19 protein-coding genes are annotated in these 19,817 nt (G+C 66.7%); 14 read left to right on the top strand and 5 right to left on the bottom strand.

Annotation, left to right across the window (positions count from 1 at the left end; all coding sequences use genetic code 11):
* The first annotated feature begins 34 nt into the window (after positions 1–34).
* From surE to rlmD, 6 genes are all read left to right on the top strand, one after another.
* Entirely contained in the window at positions 35–793 is a 759-nt protein-coding gene (gene surE / locus ACSQ2F_RS10785; RefSeq protein ID WP_436022581.1) for a 5'/3'-nucleotidase SurE, read from the top strand.
* Positions 790–1,710 (top strand): protein-L-isoaspartate(D-aspartate) O-methyltransferase, encoded by a 921-nt coding sequence (locus tag ACSQ2F_RS10780; RefSeq protein ID WP_436022579.1) that lies wholly within the window; start codon positions 790–792, stop codon positions 1,708–1,710. Before surE ends, ACSQ2F_RS10780 begins: the two co-directional genes overlap by 4 nt.
* Positions 1,711–1,763: 53 nt before the next feature.
* The gene (locus tag ACSQ2F_RS10775; RefSeq protein ID WP_436026796.1) at positions 1,764–2,654 is read left to right on the top strand and encodes a peptidoglycan DD-metalloendopeptidase family protein; all 891 of its coding nucleotides are present in this window, start codon (positions 1,764–1,766) and stop codon (positions 2,652–2,654) included.
* 242 nt (positions 2,655–2,896) lie between these two features.
* The gene (locus tag ACSQ2F_RS10770) at positions 2,897–3,313 is read left to right on the top strand and encodes a DUF4383 domain-containing protein (RefSeq protein WP_436022577.1); all 417 of its coding nucleotides are present in this window, start codon (positions 2,897–2,899) and stop codon (positions 3,311–3,313) included.
* Positions 3,314–3,492: 179 nt separating this feature from the next.
* Positions 3,493–4,458: an RNA polymerase sigma factor RpoS gene (gene rpoS, locus ACSQ2F_RS10765; protein WP_436022575.1), complete on the top strand. Its 966-nt coding sequence runs from the start codon at positions 3,493–3,495 to the stop codon at positions 4,456–4,458.
* 34 nt (positions 4,459–4,492) lie between these two features.
* Positions 4,493–5,875 carry a 23S rRNA (uracil(1939)-C(5))-methyltransferase RlmD gene (gene rlmD, locus ACSQ2F_RS10760; RefSeq protein ID WP_436022573.1) on the top strand — a complete coding sequence of 461 codons (1,383 nt, stop codon included), beginning with the start codon at positions 4,493–4,495 and terminating at the stop codon, positions 5,873–5,875.
* Positions 5,876–5,936: 61 nt separating this feature from the next.
* Here rlmD and ACSQ2F_RS10755 read toward each other — a convergent pair whose 3' ends face one another.
* The 3 genes from ACSQ2F_RS10755 to bfr form a co-directional block, all read right to left on the bottom strand.
* Positions 5,937–6,641, bottom strand: a complete 705-nt coding sequence (locus ACSQ2F_RS10755) for a Bax inhibitor-1/YccA family protein (protein WP_436022571.1) — start codon at positions 6,639–6,641, stop codon at positions 5,937–5,939.
* A gap of 171 nt (positions 6,642–6,812) precedes the next feature.
* Entirely contained in the window at positions 6,813–7,025 is a 213-nt protein-coding gene (locus ACSQ2F_RS10750; RefSeq protein ID WP_436022569.1) for a (2Fe-2S)-binding protein, read from the bottom strand.
* Between the two features lie 140 nt (positions 7,026–7,165).
* Positions 7,166–7,642: a bacterioferritin gene (gene bfr / locus ACSQ2F_RS10745; protein WP_436022567.1), complete on the bottom strand. Its 477-nt coding sequence runs from the start codon at positions 7,640–7,642 to the stop codon at positions 7,166–7,168.
* A gap of 278 nt (positions 7,643–7,920) precedes the next feature.
* Between bfr and carA the strand changes: the two genes are divergently transcribed.
* From carA to ACSQ2F_RS10725, 4 genes are all read left to right on the top strand, one after another.
* Positions 7,921–9,090 (top strand): glutamine-hydrolyzing carbamoyl-phosphate synthase small subunit, encoded by a 1,170-nt coding sequence (gene carA / locus ACSQ2F_RS10740; RefSeq protein ID WP_436022565.1) that lies wholly within the window; start codon positions 7,921–7,923, stop codon positions 9,088–9,090.
* Positions 9,083–12,337, top strand: a complete 3,255-nt coding sequence (carB, locus tag ACSQ2F_RS10735) for a carbamoyl-phosphate synthase large subunit (protein ID WP_436022563.1) — start codon at positions 9,083–9,085, stop codon at positions 12,335–12,337. The genes carA and carB overlap by 8 nt, the downstream gene beginning before the upstream one ends.
* Before the next feature lie 107 nt (positions 12,338–12,444).
* Positions 12,445–12,921 carry a transcription elongation factor GreA gene (gene greA, locus ACSQ2F_RS10730; RefSeq protein ID WP_436022561.1) on the top strand — a complete coding sequence of 159 codons (477 nt, stop codon included), beginning with the start codon at positions 12,445–12,447 and terminating at the stop codon, positions 12,919–12,921.
* Positions 12,922–12,932: 11 nt separating this feature from the next.
* Positions 12,933–13,394 carry a DUF4149 domain-containing protein gene (locus ACSQ2F_RS10725; RefSeq protein ID WP_436022559.1) on the top strand — a complete coding sequence of 154 codons (462 nt, stop codon included), beginning with the start codon at positions 12,933–12,935 and terminating at the stop codon, positions 13,392–13,394.
* 85 nt (positions 13,395–13,479) lie between these two features.
* Here the strand turns inward: ACSQ2F_RS10725 and ACSQ2F_RS10720 are convergent, their stop codons facing one another.
* Positions 13,480–13,953, bottom strand: coding sequence for a YhbY family RNA-binding protein (locus ACSQ2F_RS10720; RefSeq protein ID WP_436022557.1), 474 nt, complete (start codon positions 13,951–13,953; stop codon positions 13,480–13,482).
* 32 nt (positions 13,954–13,985) lie between these two features.
* Between ACSQ2F_RS10720 and ACSQ2F_RS10715 the strand changes: the two genes are divergently transcribed.
* The 4 genes from ACSQ2F_RS10715 (at position 13,986) to glmM (ending at position 19,128) form a co-directional block, all read left to right on the top strand.
* On the top strand, positions 13,986–14,696 hold the full coding sequence (locus ACSQ2F_RS10715; protein WP_436022555.1) for an RlmE family RNA methyltransferase: 711 nt from the start codon (positions 13,986–13,988) through the stop codon (positions 14,694–14,696).
* Between the two features lie 129 nt (positions 14,697–14,825).
* On the top strand, positions 14,826–16,727 hold the full coding sequence (gene ftsH, locus ACSQ2F_RS10710; protein WP_436022553.1) for an ATP-dependent zinc metalloprotease FtsH: 1,902 nt from the start codon (positions 14,826–14,828) through the stop codon (positions 16,725–16,727).
* Positions 16,728–16,902: 175 nt separating this feature from the next.
* Entirely contained in the window at positions 16,903–17,745 is an 843-nt protein-coding gene (gene folP, locus ACSQ2F_RS10705; RefSeq protein WP_436022551.1) for a dihydropteroate synthase, read from the top strand.
* Between the two features lie 51 nt (positions 17,746–17,796).
* Positions 17,797–19,128 (top strand): phosphoglucosamine mutase, encoded by a 1,332-nt coding sequence (gene glmM, locus ACSQ2F_RS10700; protein WP_436022549.1) that lies wholly within the window; start codon positions 17,797–17,799, stop codon positions 19,126–19,128.
* 67 nt (positions 19,129–19,195) lie between these two features.
* Here glmM and ACSQ2F_RS10695 read toward each other — a convergent pair whose 3' ends face one another.
* Entirely contained in the window at positions 19,196–19,684 is a 489-nt protein-coding gene (locus ACSQ2F_RS10695; protein ID WP_436022547.1) for a fasciclin domain-containing protein, read from the bottom strand.
* Positions 19,685–19,817: the final 133 nt, after the last annotated feature.

Raw genomic sequence — 19,817 nt, 5'->3', positions numbered from 1 at the left:
CGTCCCGCAGGTGACGTGTCCTTACAATCGCGCCATGCGCATCCTGATTGCCAATGACGACGGCTACCTTGCTCCGGGCCTGGCCGCGCTCGTCCAAGCCTGCGAAGGCCTGGGCCAGCTCGACGTGGTGGCCCCCGAGCAGAACGCCAGCGGTACGTCCAACTCACTCACGCTGAACCGGCCGCTCTCGGCCTTCACAGCGCCGAACGGCTTCCGCTACCTGAACGGTACGCCATCGGATTGCGTGCACGTCGCGCTCACCGGTTGGCTCTCGGAGCGCCCGGATCTGATCGTGACGGGCATCAACCAGGGCGCCAACATGGGGGACGACACCCTGTATTCGGGGACCGTCGCGGCGGCGATGGAGGGCTTCCTGTTCGGCATTCCGGCCATCGCCTTTTCCCAGGTGCACAAGGGCTGGGCCCACCTGGACGCAGCGGCCCGCGTGGCTCGCTCGGTGATCGAACAGGTGCTGGCGACGCCGCCCGCCGAGTCGCCCTTTCTGCTGAACGTCAACATCCCGAACCTGCCCGACGCCGACCTGCGTCCTCGCGAGGTGACGCGGCTCGGCCGCCGGCACGTGAGCGAGCCCGTCATTCGCCAGACCAACCCCCACGGCGACCCGATCTACTGGATCGGTCCGCCCGGTGACGCGCGCGAAGGCGGCGAGGGCACGGATTTCCACGCCACGGCGCAAGGCCGCGTGTCGATCACGCCGCTTCAGGTTGACCTGACCGACCACGCTCGTTTGCCGCAATGGCGGCGGTGGGCAGAGGGTCGGAGCGGCGCATGAGCCAGCCGCCGTCCCGTCCCAAATTCCCGTTGCAGCTCGATGGCCTTCACAAGCCGGCGCGGCGCCCCGCTGCCGCGGTGCCGACGGTTCGCCCGGCCGTGCCCACATCCGCTCAACCCATCGTGTCGCCCAAGGCTGTGGCGACGCCCATTGCCGGCGCCATCCACCGCAGCGAGCCCCGGCCCTTGCTGCGCCCGCAGCAGCCGCTGCTGCAGGCCGCGCGCGACCTGGCGCGCCACGTGGCACCGTCCGGCCTCGGCCTCGATTCCGCCGGCATTCGCCGGCGCATGGTCGACCGCCTGGCCCAGGCGGGCTTGCGCGACGACCTCGTGAAGGAGGCCATGCGCCAGGTGCCGCGGCACGTGTTCGTCGACACCGCGCTCGTGAACCAGGCCTACGAAGACACGAGCCTGCCGATCGGCCATGGTCAGACGATCTCCAAGCCATCGGTGGTGGCCCGGATGATCGAGCTGCTCATGCTCGGGGCGAACGCGCGAGCACGGCGTTCGCTGGGCCAGACGCTGGAAATCGGCACGGGATGCGGCTACCAGGCGGCGGTGCTCGCGCAGATGTCGCGCCAGGTCATGAGCATCGAGCGCATCCGCCCGTTGCACGACAAGGCGCGTGAGCACCTGGCACCCCTGCGCCAGATGAACATCCGGCTGGTGTATGGTGACGGGATGCGGGGGCACCCTCCGAACGCCCCCTATGACAGCATCATCGCCGCCGCCGGTGGCGAGGCGCTTCCGGACGCCTGGCTCGATCAGCTCGCCGTCGGTGGCCGTTTGGTGGCCCCGGTGCACGACGCATCGGGCTCCCGCCAGGTTCTGGTGGTGGTGGATCGGACGGACGAGGGCTTCACCCGCTCGGTGCATGAGGCGGTGCACTTCGTCCCTTTAAAATCAGGAATCGATTGATGGCTTGGGTACCGATGGGATTGAATCTGGACGGGGCGCTGCGCGCCGATGGGATGAAAGAGGCGGGCCGGGTGGCCCGCTTCTCGGGTGCGCTGTTCCTGGCCGCCACACTGGTGGCCTGCGCCGGTCCCGGCCGTACGTCCCGGGCGCCGGTCGAGGAACGCAACGTTGGCGGCCGTGCCGCCGTCCCCTTGCCGGGCGCCGCCGCCTCGGAGCCGGCCGAGGCGGTGAAACCGCTGCCTGGTGCCGAGAACGCCGGCAAGCCAGGCTACTTCACCGTGCGCCCGGGCGACACCCTGATCCGGGTCGGCCTGGAGACCGGCCAGAACTGGAAAGACCTGGTCAAGTGGAACAGCCTCGAGAACCCCAACATCCTGGAAGTGGGGCAGGTGCTTCGTGTCGTCCCGCCGGGGGCCGATCCTGGGGCGTTGACCACTCGCCCCGTGACGGCGGCGAAGGTGGAATCGCGTCCCCTCGATGCGCCCAAGCCGGCCTCCGCGCCCGCATCCACGCCGCCGCCGACGGCTGCGCCGGCACCCGTCGCGCCGCCTCCCGTCGCGGCACCCACGGGCGACGACAACGTCAACTGGCTCTGGCCCGCCAACGGCACCGTTCTCGCCCGCTTCGATGAAGTGCGGAGCAAGGGGTTGGCCATCGCGGGCAAGGCCGGCGACCCCGTGCTGGCCGCGGCGGACGGCCGCGTGGTCTACGCGGGCAGCGGCCTGCGCGGCTATGGCAACCTCGTCATCCTGAAGCACAACAACACCTACCTCACGGCCTACGCCCACAACCAGGCGCTGCTGGTGAAGGAGGAGCAGAACGTCAAGCGCGGCCAGAAGATCGCCGAAATGGGCGCGACGGACGCCGACCGCGTGAAGCTGCACTTCGAGATCCGCAAGCAGGGCAAGCCGGTCGATCCCGAGCGACTTCTCCCTGCTCGCTAGGCCTGCGGCCGCTCCGCTGGACGAAGAGCGGGTGCGCTGGACTGACGGGAATGACGGAGTCTGCGGGTCCCGTGCTGTTCGGGGTTGCGTACCGCTGCAACCGCGCAGTCACTGGCGTTGACCTCTGAGGTTCATCGATGGGCCGGGCCAACGTGGCCGGCAGCCAGCACATGGCGCGACGGCGCGGTTTTTGGCGGTGGAATGGCATTTGCCGATCGAGGGCCTCAATCCTGGAGGCTGCAATGACTGTCAACCGCTTTGCTCTCGTTTTCGGCATCGTCTTCCTGCTGGTCGGGGTGGTCGGGTTCATCCCCGGCCTCACGACCATGCACTCACACCCTGATGTGACCGTCACCGCCGGTCTGGGGCTGGCCCTGGGCCTGTTTCCGGTCAACATCCTGCACAACGTCGTGCACCTGCTGTTCGGGGCGTGGGGCCTCGCGGCGAGCCGTTCTGCAAGTGCCGCCGTGCTCTACGCCAAGGTCGTTGCCGTGAGCTACGCGCTGCTCACGGTGATGGGCCTGATCTCGGCGGCCCGGCTGTACACGACGTTCGGGCTGATTCCGCTGTACGGTCATGACATCTGGCTCCACGCCGTCCTTGCCGCGGTGGGCGCCTATTTCGGATTCATGCGCCGGGACGCTCACGTCCGCGCCTAAGCGCGCGGGCGCCTCCAGCGGCGCGGTTCGTCGCTTGCCGGCCGACGCCCGTTCCGTCCCCGGCCGCGCCTGCGAAGGGGCGGCGGGCTCGCCGGGTCTTCAATCGCATGCCCCGCAGGGTCGAGTGGGTCCTGTGGTCGCGCCTCCCCGCGCTTGTATCATCGGCGGGAGGCAACACCATGGCAAACACCGATGCCGACGGATTGGAAGGGACGCCGGCTGAAGGGCCGATGCCGCCCTTGCCGGCCGTCGACGGTCCGGATCCGATGATTGCCACCGGTTTGACGGCGGGCGAGGCGGAGGTGGGCAACACCTTGCAGACCTACCTGCGGGAAATCAGGCGGGCCCCGCTTTTCACGCCCGAGGAGGAGTTCGATGCCGCCACCCGGGCGAGGGGCGGCGACTTCTCCGCCCGCCAGCAGATGATCGAGCGCAACCTGCGCCTGGTGGTCAGCATTGCCAAGAACTACCTGGGACGAGGGCTGCCGCTCACGGACCTGATCGAGGAGGGCAACCTCGGGCTGATGCATGCCATCGAGAAGTTCGAACCCGACCGGGGTTTCCGCTTCTCCACCTATGCCTCCTGGTGGATCCGTCAGAGCGTCGAGCGGTCCATCATGCACCAGGCGCGATTGGTTCGTTTGCCGGTGCATGTCGTGCGCGAACTCAACCACGTCCTCAAGGCGCGGCGTGCTCTCGAATCCGAGCAGCCGGCTGATGGCAGCGAGCCACGGGTCAGGGTGGAGGCCATCGCCGCCCGGATCGGCCGCTCCGCCCGTGAGGTCGCCGAGCTGCTCCGCCTGGCGGAGCTGCCGGCGTCCCTCGATGCGCCCCTCGACCGCGACAGCGCCGACTCCATGCTCGACGGCGTCGCCGATGAAGCGGCCCTTGACCCGCTCAGCCTCACGCTGAGTCACGAGGTCGACGTGCTGTTGAACCACGGGCTCGAAGGGCTCAACGAACGTGAACGGGAAGTCCTGTGCGGGCGATACGGCCTTCACGATCGGGAACCCGAGACGCTGGAGGTGCTGGCGGCACGCCTGGGCTTGACGCGAGAACGGATTCGCCAGATCCAGCAGGAGGCCCTGATGAAGCTGCGCCGGCGGATGGCGCGCAGCGGCGTGCACCGCGACTCGCTCTTCTGAGATTGCCGGTCCGGCGGCGCGGGATAATGCCGGGATGACTCAAGCAATGGAATGGCTCAAGGTCGAATCGCTCGACCTCGAAGGCCAGGGCGTGGCCCACAACGAGGAAGGCAAGGTGGTGTTCATCGACGGGGCGCTCCCCGGCGAGGAAGTGCAGGTGTCCGTGGGGCGCCGCAAGAACAACTGGGAACAGGCCACCATGACGGCGCTGCGGCGGGAGAGTTCGCAACGTGTCGTCCCGAAGTGCCGGCATTTCGGAACCTGTGGCGGCTGCAAGCTGCAGCATCTGCACGTGGGCGCCCAGGTGGCCACCAAGCAGCGCGCCCTGGAAGACGCCCTGTGGCACCTGGGCAAGGTCAAGCCTGAACGGCTTCTTCGTCCGATCGAAGGTCCCGCCTGGGGGTATCGGTTCCGGGCACGTCTCTCGGTGCGGCATGTCGCCAAGAAGGGGCGCGTCCTGGTGGGGTTCCACGAGCGCAAGTCCACCTATGTGGCCGACATGACCACCTGCGAGGTGCTGCCGCCGCAGCTGGCCGCGCTCATCGTGCCGCTGCAGGAGCTCGTCATGTCGATGGATGCCCGCGACCGCGTTCCGCAGATCGAGGTCGCGGTTGGCGCAGAGACGACGGCGCTCGTGCTGCGCCACCTGGAGCCGCTCAGTGCCGGCGACCTCGGGCGGCTCGCCGCGTTTTCCTCCCGGCACGCGATCCAGTGGTGGTTGCAGCCCAAAGGGCCGGACACCGTGCACCGGCTGGAGGAGGGTGGCCCCGAGCTCAACTACACGCTGCCCGAGTTCGGCCTGACGATGCCCTTCAAGCCGACCGACTTCACGCAGGTCAACCACCACATCAACCGCGTGCTGGTGGGGCGGGCGCTGCGCTTGCTGGACGCGCAGCCCGACGAGCGCGTGATCGACTGGTTCTGCGGTCTCGGCAACTTCACCCTGCCGATCGCGACCCAGGCGCGCGAGGTGCTGGGCATCGAAGGCAGCGAAGCACTGGTGGCGCGTTCGCGAGAGAACGCCGATCGCAACGGATTGGCGGGCAAGACACGCTTCGACGCCCGAAACCTGTTCGAGATGACGCCGGCCTTGCTCGCGGCCCAGGGCGCAGCGGACAAGTGGCTGGTCGATCCTCCGCGGGAAGGCGCGTTCGCGCTGGTCAAGGCGCTGGTCGACCTGCACCAGGACCCGGCGCTCGCGCCCGGCTTCGAGCTGCCGCGCCGGATCGTCTATGTCAGCTGCAATCCGGCAACCCTGGCGCGCGACGCCGGGTTGCTGCAGCACCAGGGCGGTTACCGCTGCACTGCGGCGGGTGCGGTCAACATGTTCCCGCATACCGCGCATGTGGAGAGCATCGCGGTGTTCGAGCGGTGGGCGCCCGGCGAGGCTCCGCCGGCACCAGCAGCAGCGGAATGAGCAACGGGGCCGCTGAGGGCCCCGTTTTTCAATGGCGAGCTGTCCGCGGCTCCGTCGAAGCTCAGTCGGAGTCGCCGCCGAAGATGCCGAGCAGGCTTAGAAGGTGGACGAAGACGTTGTACACGTCGAGGTAGATCGCCAGCGTGGCAGTGATGTAGTTGGTCTCGCCACCGTCCACCACCCGCTTCAGGTCGTACAGCATCAGGGCCGAGAAGATCACGATGGCGAGCACCGAAACCGTCAGCATCAGCGCTGGCATCTGCAGCCAGATGTTGGCGACACTCGCCACGATGAGCCCGATCACGCCCACCATCAGCCACTGGCCGAGACCCGAGATGTCGCGGCGGATCGACGTGGCGAGCGACGCCATGCCGAGGAACACGAGCGACGTCCCTCCGAAGGCCATCATGATCAGCTGGCTTCCGTTGCTGTAGTTGCCCAGCACCGCCCCGATGAGGCGGGAGAGCATCAGGCCCATGAAGAAGGTGAAGGCCAGCAGCAGGGCCACACCGACACTGGAGTTCTTGAACTTCTCGATGGCGAAGAAGAAGCCGAAGGCCACGCCCATGAAGACGATGAAGCCGATGAAGGGGTTGCCCGCGAACAGGCTGAAGCCGGTTGCGACCCCCAGCCACGCGCCCAGCACGGTGGGCACCATCGACAGGGCCAACAGCCAGTAGGTATTGCGCAGGACGCGGTTTCGGTCGCCGGCCAAGGTGCCGGACGGGCCATGGGCGGCAGTCACCGCCTGCAAGTGCTCGTTCATGGAACCTCCTTGTGATCGGGCCGACCACCGGCCCTACGGCATCATGAGACCCGGCGGCCGACCGCAGGTTCCGCCGGCATCACGCGCGGCAGGGATGGCAGTCAAGGAGGGAAGGGAGCCGAGCTGCCCGGGACGGCAGCTCAGGCCTGCGGCTGCAGGCGGGACGGCCGATCAGGCCGCCAGGGGAATTCGAGCCGGAAGATGGTGAACCGGCGCCGTGCCGTTCCGCGCGGCGTCGAACACGTCGCGCGCGCAGTCGTTGCAGTTGCCGCAGCAGGAAGCCACGCCGGTCTCCATCTGGAGTTCGTCGAAGCTGGCGCAGCCACTGCGGGCATGGCGCTCGATGTCGCGGTCGGAAACACGTCGGCAGACACAAACGATCATGGTCAGGAACTCCGGCGGCCTTGACACTGACCGCTGGACGGAATCATAAATAGGAATGATTCCTAGTTCAAGCCCCTTCGCCCCTCAGCCGGGATGGCCGCAAGGTTTTGCCAAATACGCCTCACCGACCGCGTGCGGGATCAGCTGAGTTCCGCCATCTGTGACTGCAGGTAGTTCTGCAGACCGACCTTGGCGACGAGGTCGATCTGGGTCTCGAGGAAGTCGATGTGCTCCTCGGTGTCTTCGAGGATGGATTGCAGCAGGTCGCGCGACACGTAGTCACGCACCGACTCGCAATAGGCGATACCGTCCTTGATGGTCGCCTGGGCGCCGCGCTCGAGCTTCAGGTCGCAGTCGAGGATCTCGACGGTGTCCTCGCCCACCAGCAGCTTGCCGAGGTCCTGCAGGTTCGGCAGGCCGTCGAGCGTGAAGATGCGGTCCATCAGGGCGTCGGCATGCTTCATCTCGCCAATGGACTCCTCGTACTCCTTCTTCGCGAGCTTGTCGAAGCCCCAGTGCTTCAGCATCCGGTAGTGGAGGAAGTACTGGTTGATGGCGGTGAGCTCGTTCTTGAGTTGAGCATTCAGGTGCTCGATGACTTTCGGGTCGCCCTTCATGGCGTGTCCTTCCGGAGTGGGTGCAATGCGGACATTATGGGAGCCCCTGACGCCATCGGGGAGAAGTCCCCCAAGGCGGAGGTTCTTCGCCTTGATGGCGTTTCCGCCAGCCGCGTTCAACCCGGCGTCTCGCGCCTCGGGTACAATGCGAGGGTTTACCTGCAACCATCTCGCCCAGCGAAACCTTCGCGGTTTTCCTGCTGAAAACTCCCCCAGTTTTCTCCACCGGACTTTAGCTCTTCGAGCAGAGCTGGGCGCGCCAAAATTCGGAGAATCGCGTGCCCGCGCCACTGCTGCCCATACAAGAACAGGCTCTTCTCGCACTCGCGGACGGAACAATCTTCCAAGGCATCTCGATTGGCGCTGCGGGGCACACGGTCGGGGAAGTGGTGTTCAACACCTCGCTCACCGGGTACCAGGAGATCCTCACCGACCCGAGCTACGCCCGCCAGATGGTCACGCTGACCTACCCGCACATCGGCAGCTACGGGGTCAATGCCGAGGACGTCGAAGCGCGCAAGGTCCACGCCTCCGGCCTGATCATCAAGGATCTGCCGATTCGCGCGTCGAACTTCCGTTCGACCATGACGCTCACGCAGTACCTGCAGCGCGAGGGCACCGTCGCCATCGCGAACATCGACACCCGTCAGCTGACCCGCGTGCTGCGCACCAAGGGCGCCCAGAACGGCTGCATCCTCACGCTGTCCGCCGGCGAGGTGATCACCCAGGCTGACCGCGAGCGGGCGATCGAACTGGCCCAGGCCGCGCCCAGCATGGCCGGGCTCGACCTGGCGCAGGTCGTGTCGCAAGGCGACATCACCGAGTGGACCGAAGGCGAGTGGGCCCTGGGCACCGGCTTCGCGCAGCTCAAGAATCCACGCTTCCACGTGGTCGCCTATGACTACGGCGTCAAGCGAAACATCCTTCGCATGCTGGTCAGCCGCGGTTGCCGCGTCACCGTGGTGCCGGCCCGCACCCCGGCAGCAGACGTTCTGGCAATGAAACCCGATGGCGTCTTCCTGAGCAATGGCCCCGGCGACCCGGAGCCGTGCGACTACGCCATCGCGGCCACCCGCACCATCATCGAGGCCGGCATCCCGACCTTCGGCATCTGCCTCGGCCACCAGATCATGGCGCTGGCTTCGGGCGCGCGCACCTTCAAGATGAAGTTCGGCCACCACGGCGCGAACCATCCGGTGAAGGATTTGGACAACCTGCGCGTGAGCATCACGAGCCAGAACCACGGTTTTGCCGTCGACGAGAAGTCGCTGCCGGCGAACCTGCGCCCGACGCACGTGAGCCTGTTCGACGGCACCCTGCAAGGGCTTGCTCGCACCGACAAACCCGCCTTCTGCTTCCAGGGCCACCCCGAGGCCTCTCCCGGACCCCATGACATCGCCTATCTGTTCGACCGCTTCACCGCGCTGATGGAGAAGACCAATGCCTAAGCGCCAAGACATCAAATCGATCCTCATCATCGGTGCCGGCCCGATCATCATCGGCCAGGCATGCGAGTTCGACTACTCCGGGGCGCAGGCCTGCAAGGCGCTGCGCGAGGAGGGCTACAAGGTCATCCTGGTCAACAGCAACCCGGCGACCATCATGACCGACCCTGAGATGGCCGATGTGACCTACATCGAACCCATCACCTGGCAGGTGGTCGAGAAGATCATCGCCAAGGAGCGGCCTGATGCCGTGCTGCCCACCATGGGTGGCCAGACGGCGCTCAACTGCGCGCTCGACCTGCACAAGCATGGCGTGCTCGCCAAGTACGGCGTCGAAATGATCGGCGCCAACGAAACCGCGATCGAGAAGGCGGAAGACCGCCTGAAGTTCAAGGACGCCATGACCGGCATCGGCCTCGGCTCGGCACGCTCGGGCATTGCGCACTCGATGGAAGAGGCGCTCGCGGTGCAGCAGCGCATCATGCGCGAGATCGGTGGCACGGGCTTTCCGATGGTCATCCGCCCGAGCTTCACGCTCGGCGGCACCGGTGGCGGCATCGCCTACAACCCCGACGAATTCGAAGAGATCTGCAAGCGCGGCCTCGACCTTTCGCCCACCAAGGAGCTCCTCATCGAGGAGAGCCTGATCGGCTGGAAGGAATACGAGATGGAGGTTGTCCGCGACAGCAAGGACAACTGCATCATCGTCTGCGCGATCGAGAACCTCGATCCCATGGGCATCCACACGGGTGACTCCATCACCGTGGCGCCCGCCCAGACGCTGACCGACCGCGAGTACCAGCTGCTGCGCAACGCGAGCATCGCGATCCTGCGCGAGATCGGCGTGGACACCGGCGGCTCCAACGTGCAGTTCTCGATCAACCCCGAAGACGGCCGCATGGTCGTCATCGAGATGAACCCGCGCGTGAGCCGGTCATCGGCACTGGCCTCCAAGGCCACCGGCTTCCCGATCGCCAAGGTGGCGGCAAAGCTGGCCGTCGGCTACACGCTCGACGAGCTGCGCAACGACATCACGGGTGGCGCCACGCCGGCCTCGTTCGAGCCGAGCATCGACTACGTGGTGACCAAGATCCCGCGTTTCGCGTTCGAGAAATTTCCCGCGGCCGACTCCCACCTCACGACGCAGATGAAGTCGGTGGGCGAGGTGATGGCCATGGGCCGCACCTTCCAGGAGAGCTTCCAGAAGGCACTTCGCGGCCTGGAGACCGGCATCGACGGCCTCACCGAGCGCAGCACCGACCGCGACGAGATCATCGAGGAGATCGGCGAGCCGGGCCCCGAGCGCATCCTGTTCGTGGCCGATGCCTTCCGCATCGGCATGTCGCTCGACGAGGTGTACGAAGAGACGTCCATCGACCCCTGGTTCCTCGCCCAGATCGAGCAGCTGGTGCAGACCGAGCAGGCCCTGCAGGGCCGTGCGCTCGAAAGCCTGTCCGCCGCCGAGTTGCGCTACCTGAAGCAAAAGGGCTTCTCCGACCGTCGCCTGGCCAAGCTGCTCGGCACGCACCAGCATGCCGTGCGCGAGGCGCGCTGGGCGCAGAACGTTCGCCCGGTCTACAAGCGGGTGGACACCTGCGCGGCGGAGTTCGCCACCCAGACGGCCTACCTGTACTCGACGTACGACGCCGAGTGCGAGGCCGCGCCCACCGACAAGAAGAAGATCGTTGTGCTCGGCGGCGGGCCGAACCGCATCGGGCAGGGCATCGAGTTCGACTACTGCTGCGTGCACGCGGCCCTCGCCATGCGCGAGGACGGGTACGAAACCATCATGGTCAACTGCAACCCCGAGACCGTCTCGACCGACTACGACACCTCCGACCGCCTCTACTTCGAGCCGGTGACGCTCGAGGACGTGCTCGAGATCGTCGACAAGGAAAAGCCGGTCGGCGTGATCGTGCAGTACGGCGGCCAGACGCCCCTCAAGCTCGCACTCGACCTCGAGCGCGCAGGTGTGCCGATCGTCGGCACGACGCCGGACAGCATCGACATCGCCGAAGACCGCGAGCGCTTCCAGAAGCTGCTCAACGAGCTGGGCCTCAAGCAGCCGCCCAACCGCACGGCCCGCACAGAGGACCAGGCCCTGACGCTGGCCCGCGAGATCGGCTACCCGCTGGTGGTGCGCCCGAGCTATGTGCTGGGTGGTCGCGCCATGGAAATCGTGCACGGCGACAAGGACCTCGAGCGCTACATGCGCGAGGCCGTCAAGGTGTCAGAGAAGTCGCCGGTGCTGCTCGATCGCTTCCTCGATGACGCCATCGAGGTGGACGTCGACTGCATCAGCGATGGTCAGGACTGCATGATCGGCGGCATCATGGAGCACGTCGAACAGGCCGGCATCCACTCCGGCGACTCCGCATGCTCGCTGCCGCCGTACTCGCTGTCGACGGCCATGCAGGACGAGCTGCGCCGCCAGACCGTGCTGATGGCCAAGGCCTTGCACGTGAAGGGCCTGATGAACGTGCAGTTCGCCATCCAGGGCGAAGGCGCGGACGCCGTGGTCTACGTGCTCGAGGTGAACCCGCGTGCCTCGCGCACCGTGCCGTTCGTGTCGAAGGCCACCGGTCAGCCGCTGGCCAAGATCGCCGCGCGCTGCATGGTCGGCCAGAAGCTCTCCGAGCAGCGCGCCAAGGATGGCAAGCCGCCGCGTGAAGTGATCCCGCCGTACTTCTCGGTCAAGGAAGCGGTCTTCCCGTTCAACAAGTTCCCGGGCGTGGACCCGATCCTCGGCCCGGAGATGCGCTCCACGGGCGAGGTGATGGGTGCGGGCCGCACGTTCGGCGAGGCGATGCTCAAGAGCCAGCTGGGCGCAGGGTCCCGCTTGCCGACCAAGGGCACGGTGTGCCTGACGGTGAAGCACAACGACAAGCCGCGGGCCGTGGTGCTGGCCCGTGAACTGCACGCGCTCGGCTTCCAGGTGGTGGCCACGCGCGGCACCGCCGCGGCCATTGCCGAAGCCGGCGTGCCGGTGCGTGCGGTGAACAAGGTCAAGGACGGCCGACCGCACATCGTCGACATGCTGAAGGCCGGAGAGATCCAGCTCGTCTTCACCACGGTCGACGAGACACGCACGGCCATCGCGGACTCGCGCCACATTCGCCAGGCTGCGCTTGCCAATCGCATCACTTACTACACCAGCATGGCGGGGTGCGAGGCTGCGGTCGAAGGCATGAAGCACCAGGACGATCTGGTGGTGTTGTCCCTGCAAGAGCTGCACTCGGAACTGCACTAAACTCGTTCGACACACACATCTGTTTCGTCGGCCGCCGCCGGCCTCCCGCGAGGGAGTGGGCGGCGGTTTGTTTTCAGCATCACGTCATTGCGATTCAAGGTTCGACCATGGCCACCATTCCCCTTACCCAACGCGGTGCCGAGAAGCTCAAGGAAGAGCTTCACCGGCTCAAGACCGTCGAGCGCCACGCCGTGATCCAGGCGATCGCCGAAGCGCGCGCGCAGGGTGACCTCTCCGAGAACGCCGAGTACGAAGCGGCCAAGGACAAGCAGGGTTTCATCGAGGGCCGCATCCTCGAGATCGACAGCAAGCTGGCCGCTGCACAGATCATCGATCCGCGCTCGCTCGATGCCGAAGGGCGCGTGGTGTTTGGTGCCACCGTCGACCTCGAGGACGAGGATTCGGGCGCCGCCGTGACGTACCAGATCGTCGGCGAGGACGAAGCCGATCTGAAGGAAGGCCGCATCTCCATCAGCTCGCCCATCGCACGCGCGCTGATCGGCAAGGAAGCCGGCGCCGTGGCCGAGGTCAATGCGCCCGGCGGCATCAAGAGCTACGAGATCATCAACGTCCGCTACATCTGATCGACGCCGCCGTGCCGGGTTCTTCGAAGCGACGCGCAGCGGCCGTTCTCGCGGCCGTCTGGGCCGGGGTGATTCTCGGGGTGGCTGCCATCGGCACGCCAGCGGGATTCGCGCTCGTGCCCACCGACGTGGCCGGCCGCCTGGCGGGTTTCATGCTGCGGCGGGAGGCCTACGTCAGCATCGCGATGAGCGTCGTCCTGTTCATCATCGTGCGCGCACAGGCGCGCGATGCGGCGCGGCGCCGCCAGGGCTCGGTGCTGAGCACCGAGGTCCTGTTGGTGATGGGTGCGCTCTTCTGCACGGTATTCGGGCACTTCGGCCTGCGTTCGGCAATGGACGCGGCGCGCGCGGGCGAGGGCATGCTGTCCTTCGGCGCGCTGCACGGCATCTCGGTGGCGATCTTCGGGTTCAAGGGCCTGCTGGTGCTGGCCCTGGCCTGGCGCCTCACGGCGAGCCGGCCTGCTGCGGACTGACGCGGGGCGCGTGGCGACGCGCTTGACGCCCTGCGGCCCGGCGTCGGGCAACTGAGGCGCGCAGCGCCACGTTGCCCGCCGAGGGTCAAGCCTGCTGGGTCTTCTTGACGCTGGTCACGCGCTTGCGAGCGCGCTTGACTTCGCCGCCGGCGGCGATGCGCTGGTTGCCCAGCACCTTGATCTTCTTGACCTGAGGGCGGTGGTTGCCGCTCTTGGAGAACTTCAGGATCTTGACGACCTTCGGGCCGGGCATGCGGTCGTCGCGCTCGGCCTTTTCCTTCGGGACCGGCGGGCGCCAGAGGATGAGAAGCTTGCCCAGGTGCTGGATGGGCGCGGCGTTCAGGTCGTGCGAGAGCTTGGCCATCATGGCTTCGCGTGCGGCGCGGTCGTCGGAGAAGACGCGCACCTTGATGAGCCCATGGCTGTTGAGGGCCAGGTCGACCTCGCGAACGACGGCGGGCGTGAGCCCGTCGCCGCCGATGAGGACGACGGGGTCCAGGTGATGGGCGGCCGAGCGCTGTTCTTTGCGCTGGGCGGGAGTAAGTTCGATGGCAGGCATGCCGCTATTATCGTTGGGCCACGGGAATCGCGATGAAAACGCAGACAAAAAGCAAGAAGGTCAACAAGGCGTGGCTGCATGACCATGTCAACGACACGTATGTGAAGTTGGCTCACAAGGAAGGCTACCGCGCGCGGGCGGCCTACAAGCTCAAGGAAATCGATGAGCAGCTTGGCCTCATCAAGCCCGGGCAGCTCGTTGTCGACCTGGGTGCGACCCCCGGGGCCTGGAGCCAGTACCTGCGACGCCGCTTCGCCCCCCGGGATGCCGGCACGGGCGGCGCTGCCGCGGGACAGCTCAACGGCACCATCATTGCGCTCGACCTGCTGCCCTTCGAGGCCATCGAGGGCGTCACCTTCATCCAGGGCGACTTCCGCGAGGAGGCCGTCCTCGCGCAGCTGGACGAGGCCGTGGCCGGGCGTCCGGTCGATGTCGTGGTGTCGGACATGGCGCCCAATCTCTCCGGCATCGGCAGCGCCGACGCGGCCCGCATCGAGAACCTGGTCGAGCTCGCGGTCGACTTCGCGCAGCACCGGCTGACGCCCGGCGGCGCGTTGGTGGCCAAGGTATTCCATGGCGCGAGCTACGACCCCCTGGTCGCGCTCTTCCGAAAGACCTTCAGGGTGGTCAAGGCCATCAAGCCAAAAGCCTCCCGGGACAAATCTGCTGAAACCTTTTTGGTGGGAATCGGTCTGAAAACGGGCGGGAAGCTGGCGGGCAAACCGGTCGGAGCCTCGGAATAGCCGTGCTGGAAGGTGATACATGCCAACATGGCGTCGGGCTTGACTGGAATAGAATCGTCCCCATCTGCCGTGGATGCGTGGCACATCGTGTGCCGGCGAGGAAGATATTGATGGCAAGAAGGAGCCGCGGTGAACAATCAATGGTTCTCTAAAGTCGCTGTTTGGCTGGTGATCGCACTCGTGCTGTTCACCGTGTTCAAGCAGTTCGACAAGGGTGCAGCGCAGGGCCAGCCGATCGCTTATTCGGAGTTCCTCGATGAGGTCGCCGCGAAGCGCATCAAGTCGGTCACGTTGCCCGAGGGGCCTGTGGGCGGCGATATCTACGCCATCACGACCGACGACCGCCGCCTGCGCAGCACCGTGACCTACCTGGATCGCGGTCTGGTGGGCGACCTGGTCAAGAACGGCGTCAAGTTCGACGTCAAGCCCCGTGAGGAGCAGTCCCTGCTGGTGAGCATGTTCATCAACTGGGGCCCGATGATGCTGCTCATCGGCGTGTGGATCTACTTCATGCGCCAGATGCAGGGCGGCGGCAAGGGGGGGGCGTTCAGCTTCGGCAAGTCCAAGGCGCGCATGCTCGACGAGGCCAACAACTCCACCACCTTCGCCGACGTCGCCGGGTGCGACGAGGCCAAGGAAGAAGTTCGCGAGCTCGTCGACTTCCTGAAGGACCCGCAGCGCTTCCAGAAGCTCGGCGGCCGCATTCCCCGCGGCGTGCTGCTCGTCGGCCCTCCGGGCACCGGCAAGACGCTGCTGGCCAAGGCCATCGCGGGCGAAGCCAAGGTGCCGTTCTTCAGCATCTCCGGCTCCGACTTCGTCGAGATGTTCGTCGGTGTGGGCGCGGCCCGAGTCCGCGACATGTTCGAACAGGCCAAGAAGAGCGCACCGTGCATCATCTTCGTCGATGAAATCGACGCGGTCGGCCGCCATCGCGGTGCAGGCCTCGGCGGCGGCAACGACGAGCGCGAGCAGACCCTCAACCAGATGCTGGTCGAGATGGACGGCTTCGAGACCAACCTCGGCGTGATCGTGATGGCGGCCACCAACCGGCCGGACATCCTCGACCCCGCGCTGCTGCGCCCGGGCCGCTTCGACCGCCAGGTCTACGTGACCCTGCCTGACGTGCGCGGCCGCGAGCAGATCCTGACGGTTCACATGCGCAAGGTCCCCGTGGGCCAGGACATCCGTGCCGACATCCTGGCGCGGGGTACCCCCGGTTTCTCCGGTGCCGACCTCGCCAACCTGGTGAACGAGGCGGCCCTGTTCGCCGCCCGCCGCAACGCCCGCGTCGTCGACATGATCGACTTCGAGCGCGCCAAGGACAAGATCATGATGGGGCCGGAGCGCAAGTCCATGGTCATGCCGGAAGAGGAACGCCGCAACACGGCGTACCACGAGTCCGGTCACGCCCTGGTGGCTCGCCTGCTGCCCAAGACCGATCCGGTTCACAAGGTGACTGTGATTCCCCGTGGCCGCGCCCTGGGCGTGACCATGCAGTTGCCCGAAGGCGATCGCTACAGCCTCGACAAGGAGCGCATGCTCAGCACCATCTCCGTGCTGTTCGGTGGCCGCATTGCCGAGGAGGTGTTCATGAACCAGATGACCACCGGCGCCAGCAACGACTTCGAGCGTGCCACCCAGATCGCCCGCGACATGGTGACCCGTTACGGCATGACGGATGAACTCGGCCCGATGGTTTATGCCGAGAACGAGGGCGAGGTGTTCCTCGGTCGCTCGGTCACCAAGCAGGTCAACGTCTCCGAGCAGACGATGCAGAAGGTCGACGGCGTCATCCGCCGCATCATCGACGAGCAGTACAGCATCGCCCGCAAGCTGATCGAGGACAACCAGGACAAGATGCACGCGATGGCCAATGCGCTGCTCGAATGGGAAACCATCGACGCCGACCAGATCGACGACATCATGAACGGCCGTCCGCCGCGTCCGCCCAAGGACTGGACCAGCAGCACGAGCAAGCCGAGCGGCCCCACGCCGCCGGTGAACCCGGGCAGCGCGCCGGCAGCGGCCTGATCGCCTGACGGTTGTTGGTTCAATGAACGCGTAAACGGGGCTTCGGCCCCGTTTTCGTTGGTGCCCGACCATCGGGCGCCCACGCTCCATGCGAGCCGCGAGCCTGCCACCGGCCGACCTACGGACCGTTCCTGCGCTGATCCGTCCTCCCAACCCATCTTTGCTCCACTGCACCATGATCTGGCAGACCACAAGGTTCCGCATCGACTTGAGCCGTCCGCAGGTGATGGGCATCGTGAACACGACGCCGGACTCCTTCTCCGATGGCGGCAGTCATGCGAGCGCGTCCGCCGCGGCGCGACATTGCGAACGCCTCGTGGCGGAGGGGGTCGACATCCTGGACATCGGGGGCGAATCGACTCGCCCCGGCGCCACGCCGGTGCCGCTGGCCGAGGAGTTGGCGCGGGTGCTGCCTGTGCTCAAGGCTGCCGTGACGATGGGCGTACCGGTGTCGATCGACACCTACAAGGCGGATGTGATGGCTGCCGCGCTCGACCTCGGCGTCGACATCGTCAACGACATCGCTGCGCTCCAGCAGCCGCGGGCCCTGGCAGTCGTCTCCGCGCACCCGTCCTGCGGGGTGTGCCTGATGCACATGCAGGGAGAGCCCGGCTCCATGCAGGCGGCCCCGACATACGGCGACGTCGTCGCCGAGGTGGACCGATTCCTTCGGGAGCGTGCCCGGGCCGTCCGGGATGCCGGTGTGCAGGACGAACGCATTGTTCTCGACCCGGGCATCGGTTTCGGCAAGACGGCGGCGCACAATCTCGCTCTGCTGGCCCGTCAGCGGGAACTGCTCACACTCGGCCATCCCTTGCTCGTGGGCTGGTCTCGCAAGCGAACCTTGGGGGAACTGACGGGGCGCCCGGTTGATGAACGCGTGGTCGCCAGCGTGGCGGCGGCGCTGGCTGCAGTGCTCCGGGGCGCCCATGTGTTGCGGGTGCACGACGTGGCCGCCACGGTCGACGCGTTGAAGGTCTGGCAGGCCGCCGGTTCGGGGGATGTGGCAGCCACGTGACTGCCCGACAATCCCGGACTGGAAATAATTGCCTGATTCGCAGGAACCGACATGAGCAGAACCTACTTTGGCACCGATGGCATCCGGGGCACGGTCGGGCAATCGCCGATCACACCCGACTTCATGCTCCGCTTGGGCAATGCCGTCGGCCGCGTGCTCAAGTCCGACATCGACCGGCCCACGGTCCTCATCGGCAAGGACACCCGCATCTCGGGCTACATGATCGAATCGGCCCTCGAAGCCGGCTTCGCCTCGGCCGGGGTCGACGTGCTGCTCACCGGTCCGCTCCCCACGCCGGGTGTTGCCTATCTCACGCGCGCCCTGCGGCTCGACCTGGGTGTGGTGATCAGTGCCTCGCACAACCCGTACGCGGACAACGGCATCAAGTTCTTCTCGGCGAGCGGTGAAAAGCTCCCCGACGAGTGGGAACGTCGGGTCGAAACTGCATTGCTCGACGAGCCCGAATGGGTTCCGTCCGCGCAGCTGGGCAAGGCGCGTCGCCTCGAGGCTGCGCGCGGGCGCTATGTGGAGTTCTGCAAGAGCACCTTCGGCAACGACCTGTCGCTCAAGGGGCTCAAGATCGTGGTCGACGCCGCCCACGGGGCTGCGTACCAGACGGCCCCGGAGGTGTTCCATGAGCTGGGCGCCGAGGTCATCTGCATCGGCTGCAATCCCGATGGGGTGAACATCAACGCCGGATTCGGCGCCACGGCACCGCAGGCGCTGGTCCAGGCCGTGAAGGAGCACAAGGCGCACTACGGGGTGGCCCTGGACGGGGATGCCGACCGACTTCAGCTCGTCGACGGGGAAGGGCGCCTGTACAACGGCGACGAGCTGCTCTACGTGATGGTCGCCGATCGTCTGGCGCAGGGCCAGCGCGTGCCCGGTGCCGTCGGCACCCTGATGACGAACATGGCGGTCGAGGTCGCACTGAAGGCGAGGGACGTCGAATTCGTCCGAGCCAAGGTGGGCGACCGCTACGTCCTCGAGGAGCTGGCGGCACGCGGCTGGCTGCTGGGCGGTGAAGGTTCCGGCCACCTCCTGGCCCTCGACAAGCACACCACGGGCGACGGCATCGTGAGCGCGCTGCAGATCCTGCAGGCGGTGAGCCGAAGCGGCAAGACCCTGGCTCAGCTGCTCGACGGCGTGGCCCTGTTCCCGCAGGTTCTCATCAACGTGCGGCTCAAGGCCGGGCAGGACTGGAAGGCCACGCCGGGCTTGGCGGACACGCAGGCTGCGGTCGCCCGGGAACTCGATGGCAGCGGACGCCTGCTGATTCGCCCCTCGGGTACCGAGCCGCTGGTGCGGGTGATGGTGGAGGCGCGTGACGCCGCCCAGGCGCAGGCTTGCGCCGAACGTCTGGCCGCGCTGCTGCGCGGCTGATCGAGCGTCGCCTGCACGGGAGTGCAGGCAAGCGCGGCAGGACCCGGGCCGATGCCGGGTCAGGAGCTCACTTCGTCGGCGGCACCAGCACGCGGTCGATGTGGTGAACCACGCCGTTGCTGGCCTTGATGTCGGCCGTCGTCACGACGGCGTCTTCGACCGTGGCGAAATTGCCGGCTTGGGACAGGGCCACCTTGGCGCCATTGAGGGTAGGCGCGGAGCCATTGCGGATGTTGGCGGCCATCATGGTGCCCGGTACCACGTGGAACTTGATCAGCGCGGCCACCCGGTCCTTGTCCTTGGCCAGCGATTCCCAGGCGCGCGACGGCACGGTCTTGAAGGCTTCGTCGGTCGGGGCGAACACCGTGAACGGGCCGGGCTGGGCCAGCGCATCGGCCAGGCCGTGCTCCTGGATGAGCTTGTTGAGGGTCGTCAGCTGCGGGTCGGCGGCGATGGTGTCGGCAACCGACTTTGGTCCGGACAGGTTGGCGCAACCGGCCAGGAAAAGGGTGGCAGCGGCGGTGGTGGCGAGCAGCCAGGTGCGTTTGTTGATCATTCTGATACTCCTCGATAAGGGACATGGGGCCACGGCAGCATCCCCCCGGACGCCGGTTTTCCCGGGCTACGTCGAGCTTATGCAGCTCATGTGACAACCCGGTGAAGTGCGTGTGACAACTCCCGGGGACGGG

It is taken from the genome of Rhizobacter sp. LjRoot28 (assembly GCF_964253025.1).
In the GTDB taxonomy this organism is placed as follows: Bacteria; Pseudomonadota; Gammaproteobacteria; order Burkholderiales; family Burkholderiaceae_C; genus Rhizobacter.
Note: the sequence above shows the minus strand (reverse complement) of the source record. Positions and strands in the feature narration are given on the sequence as shown.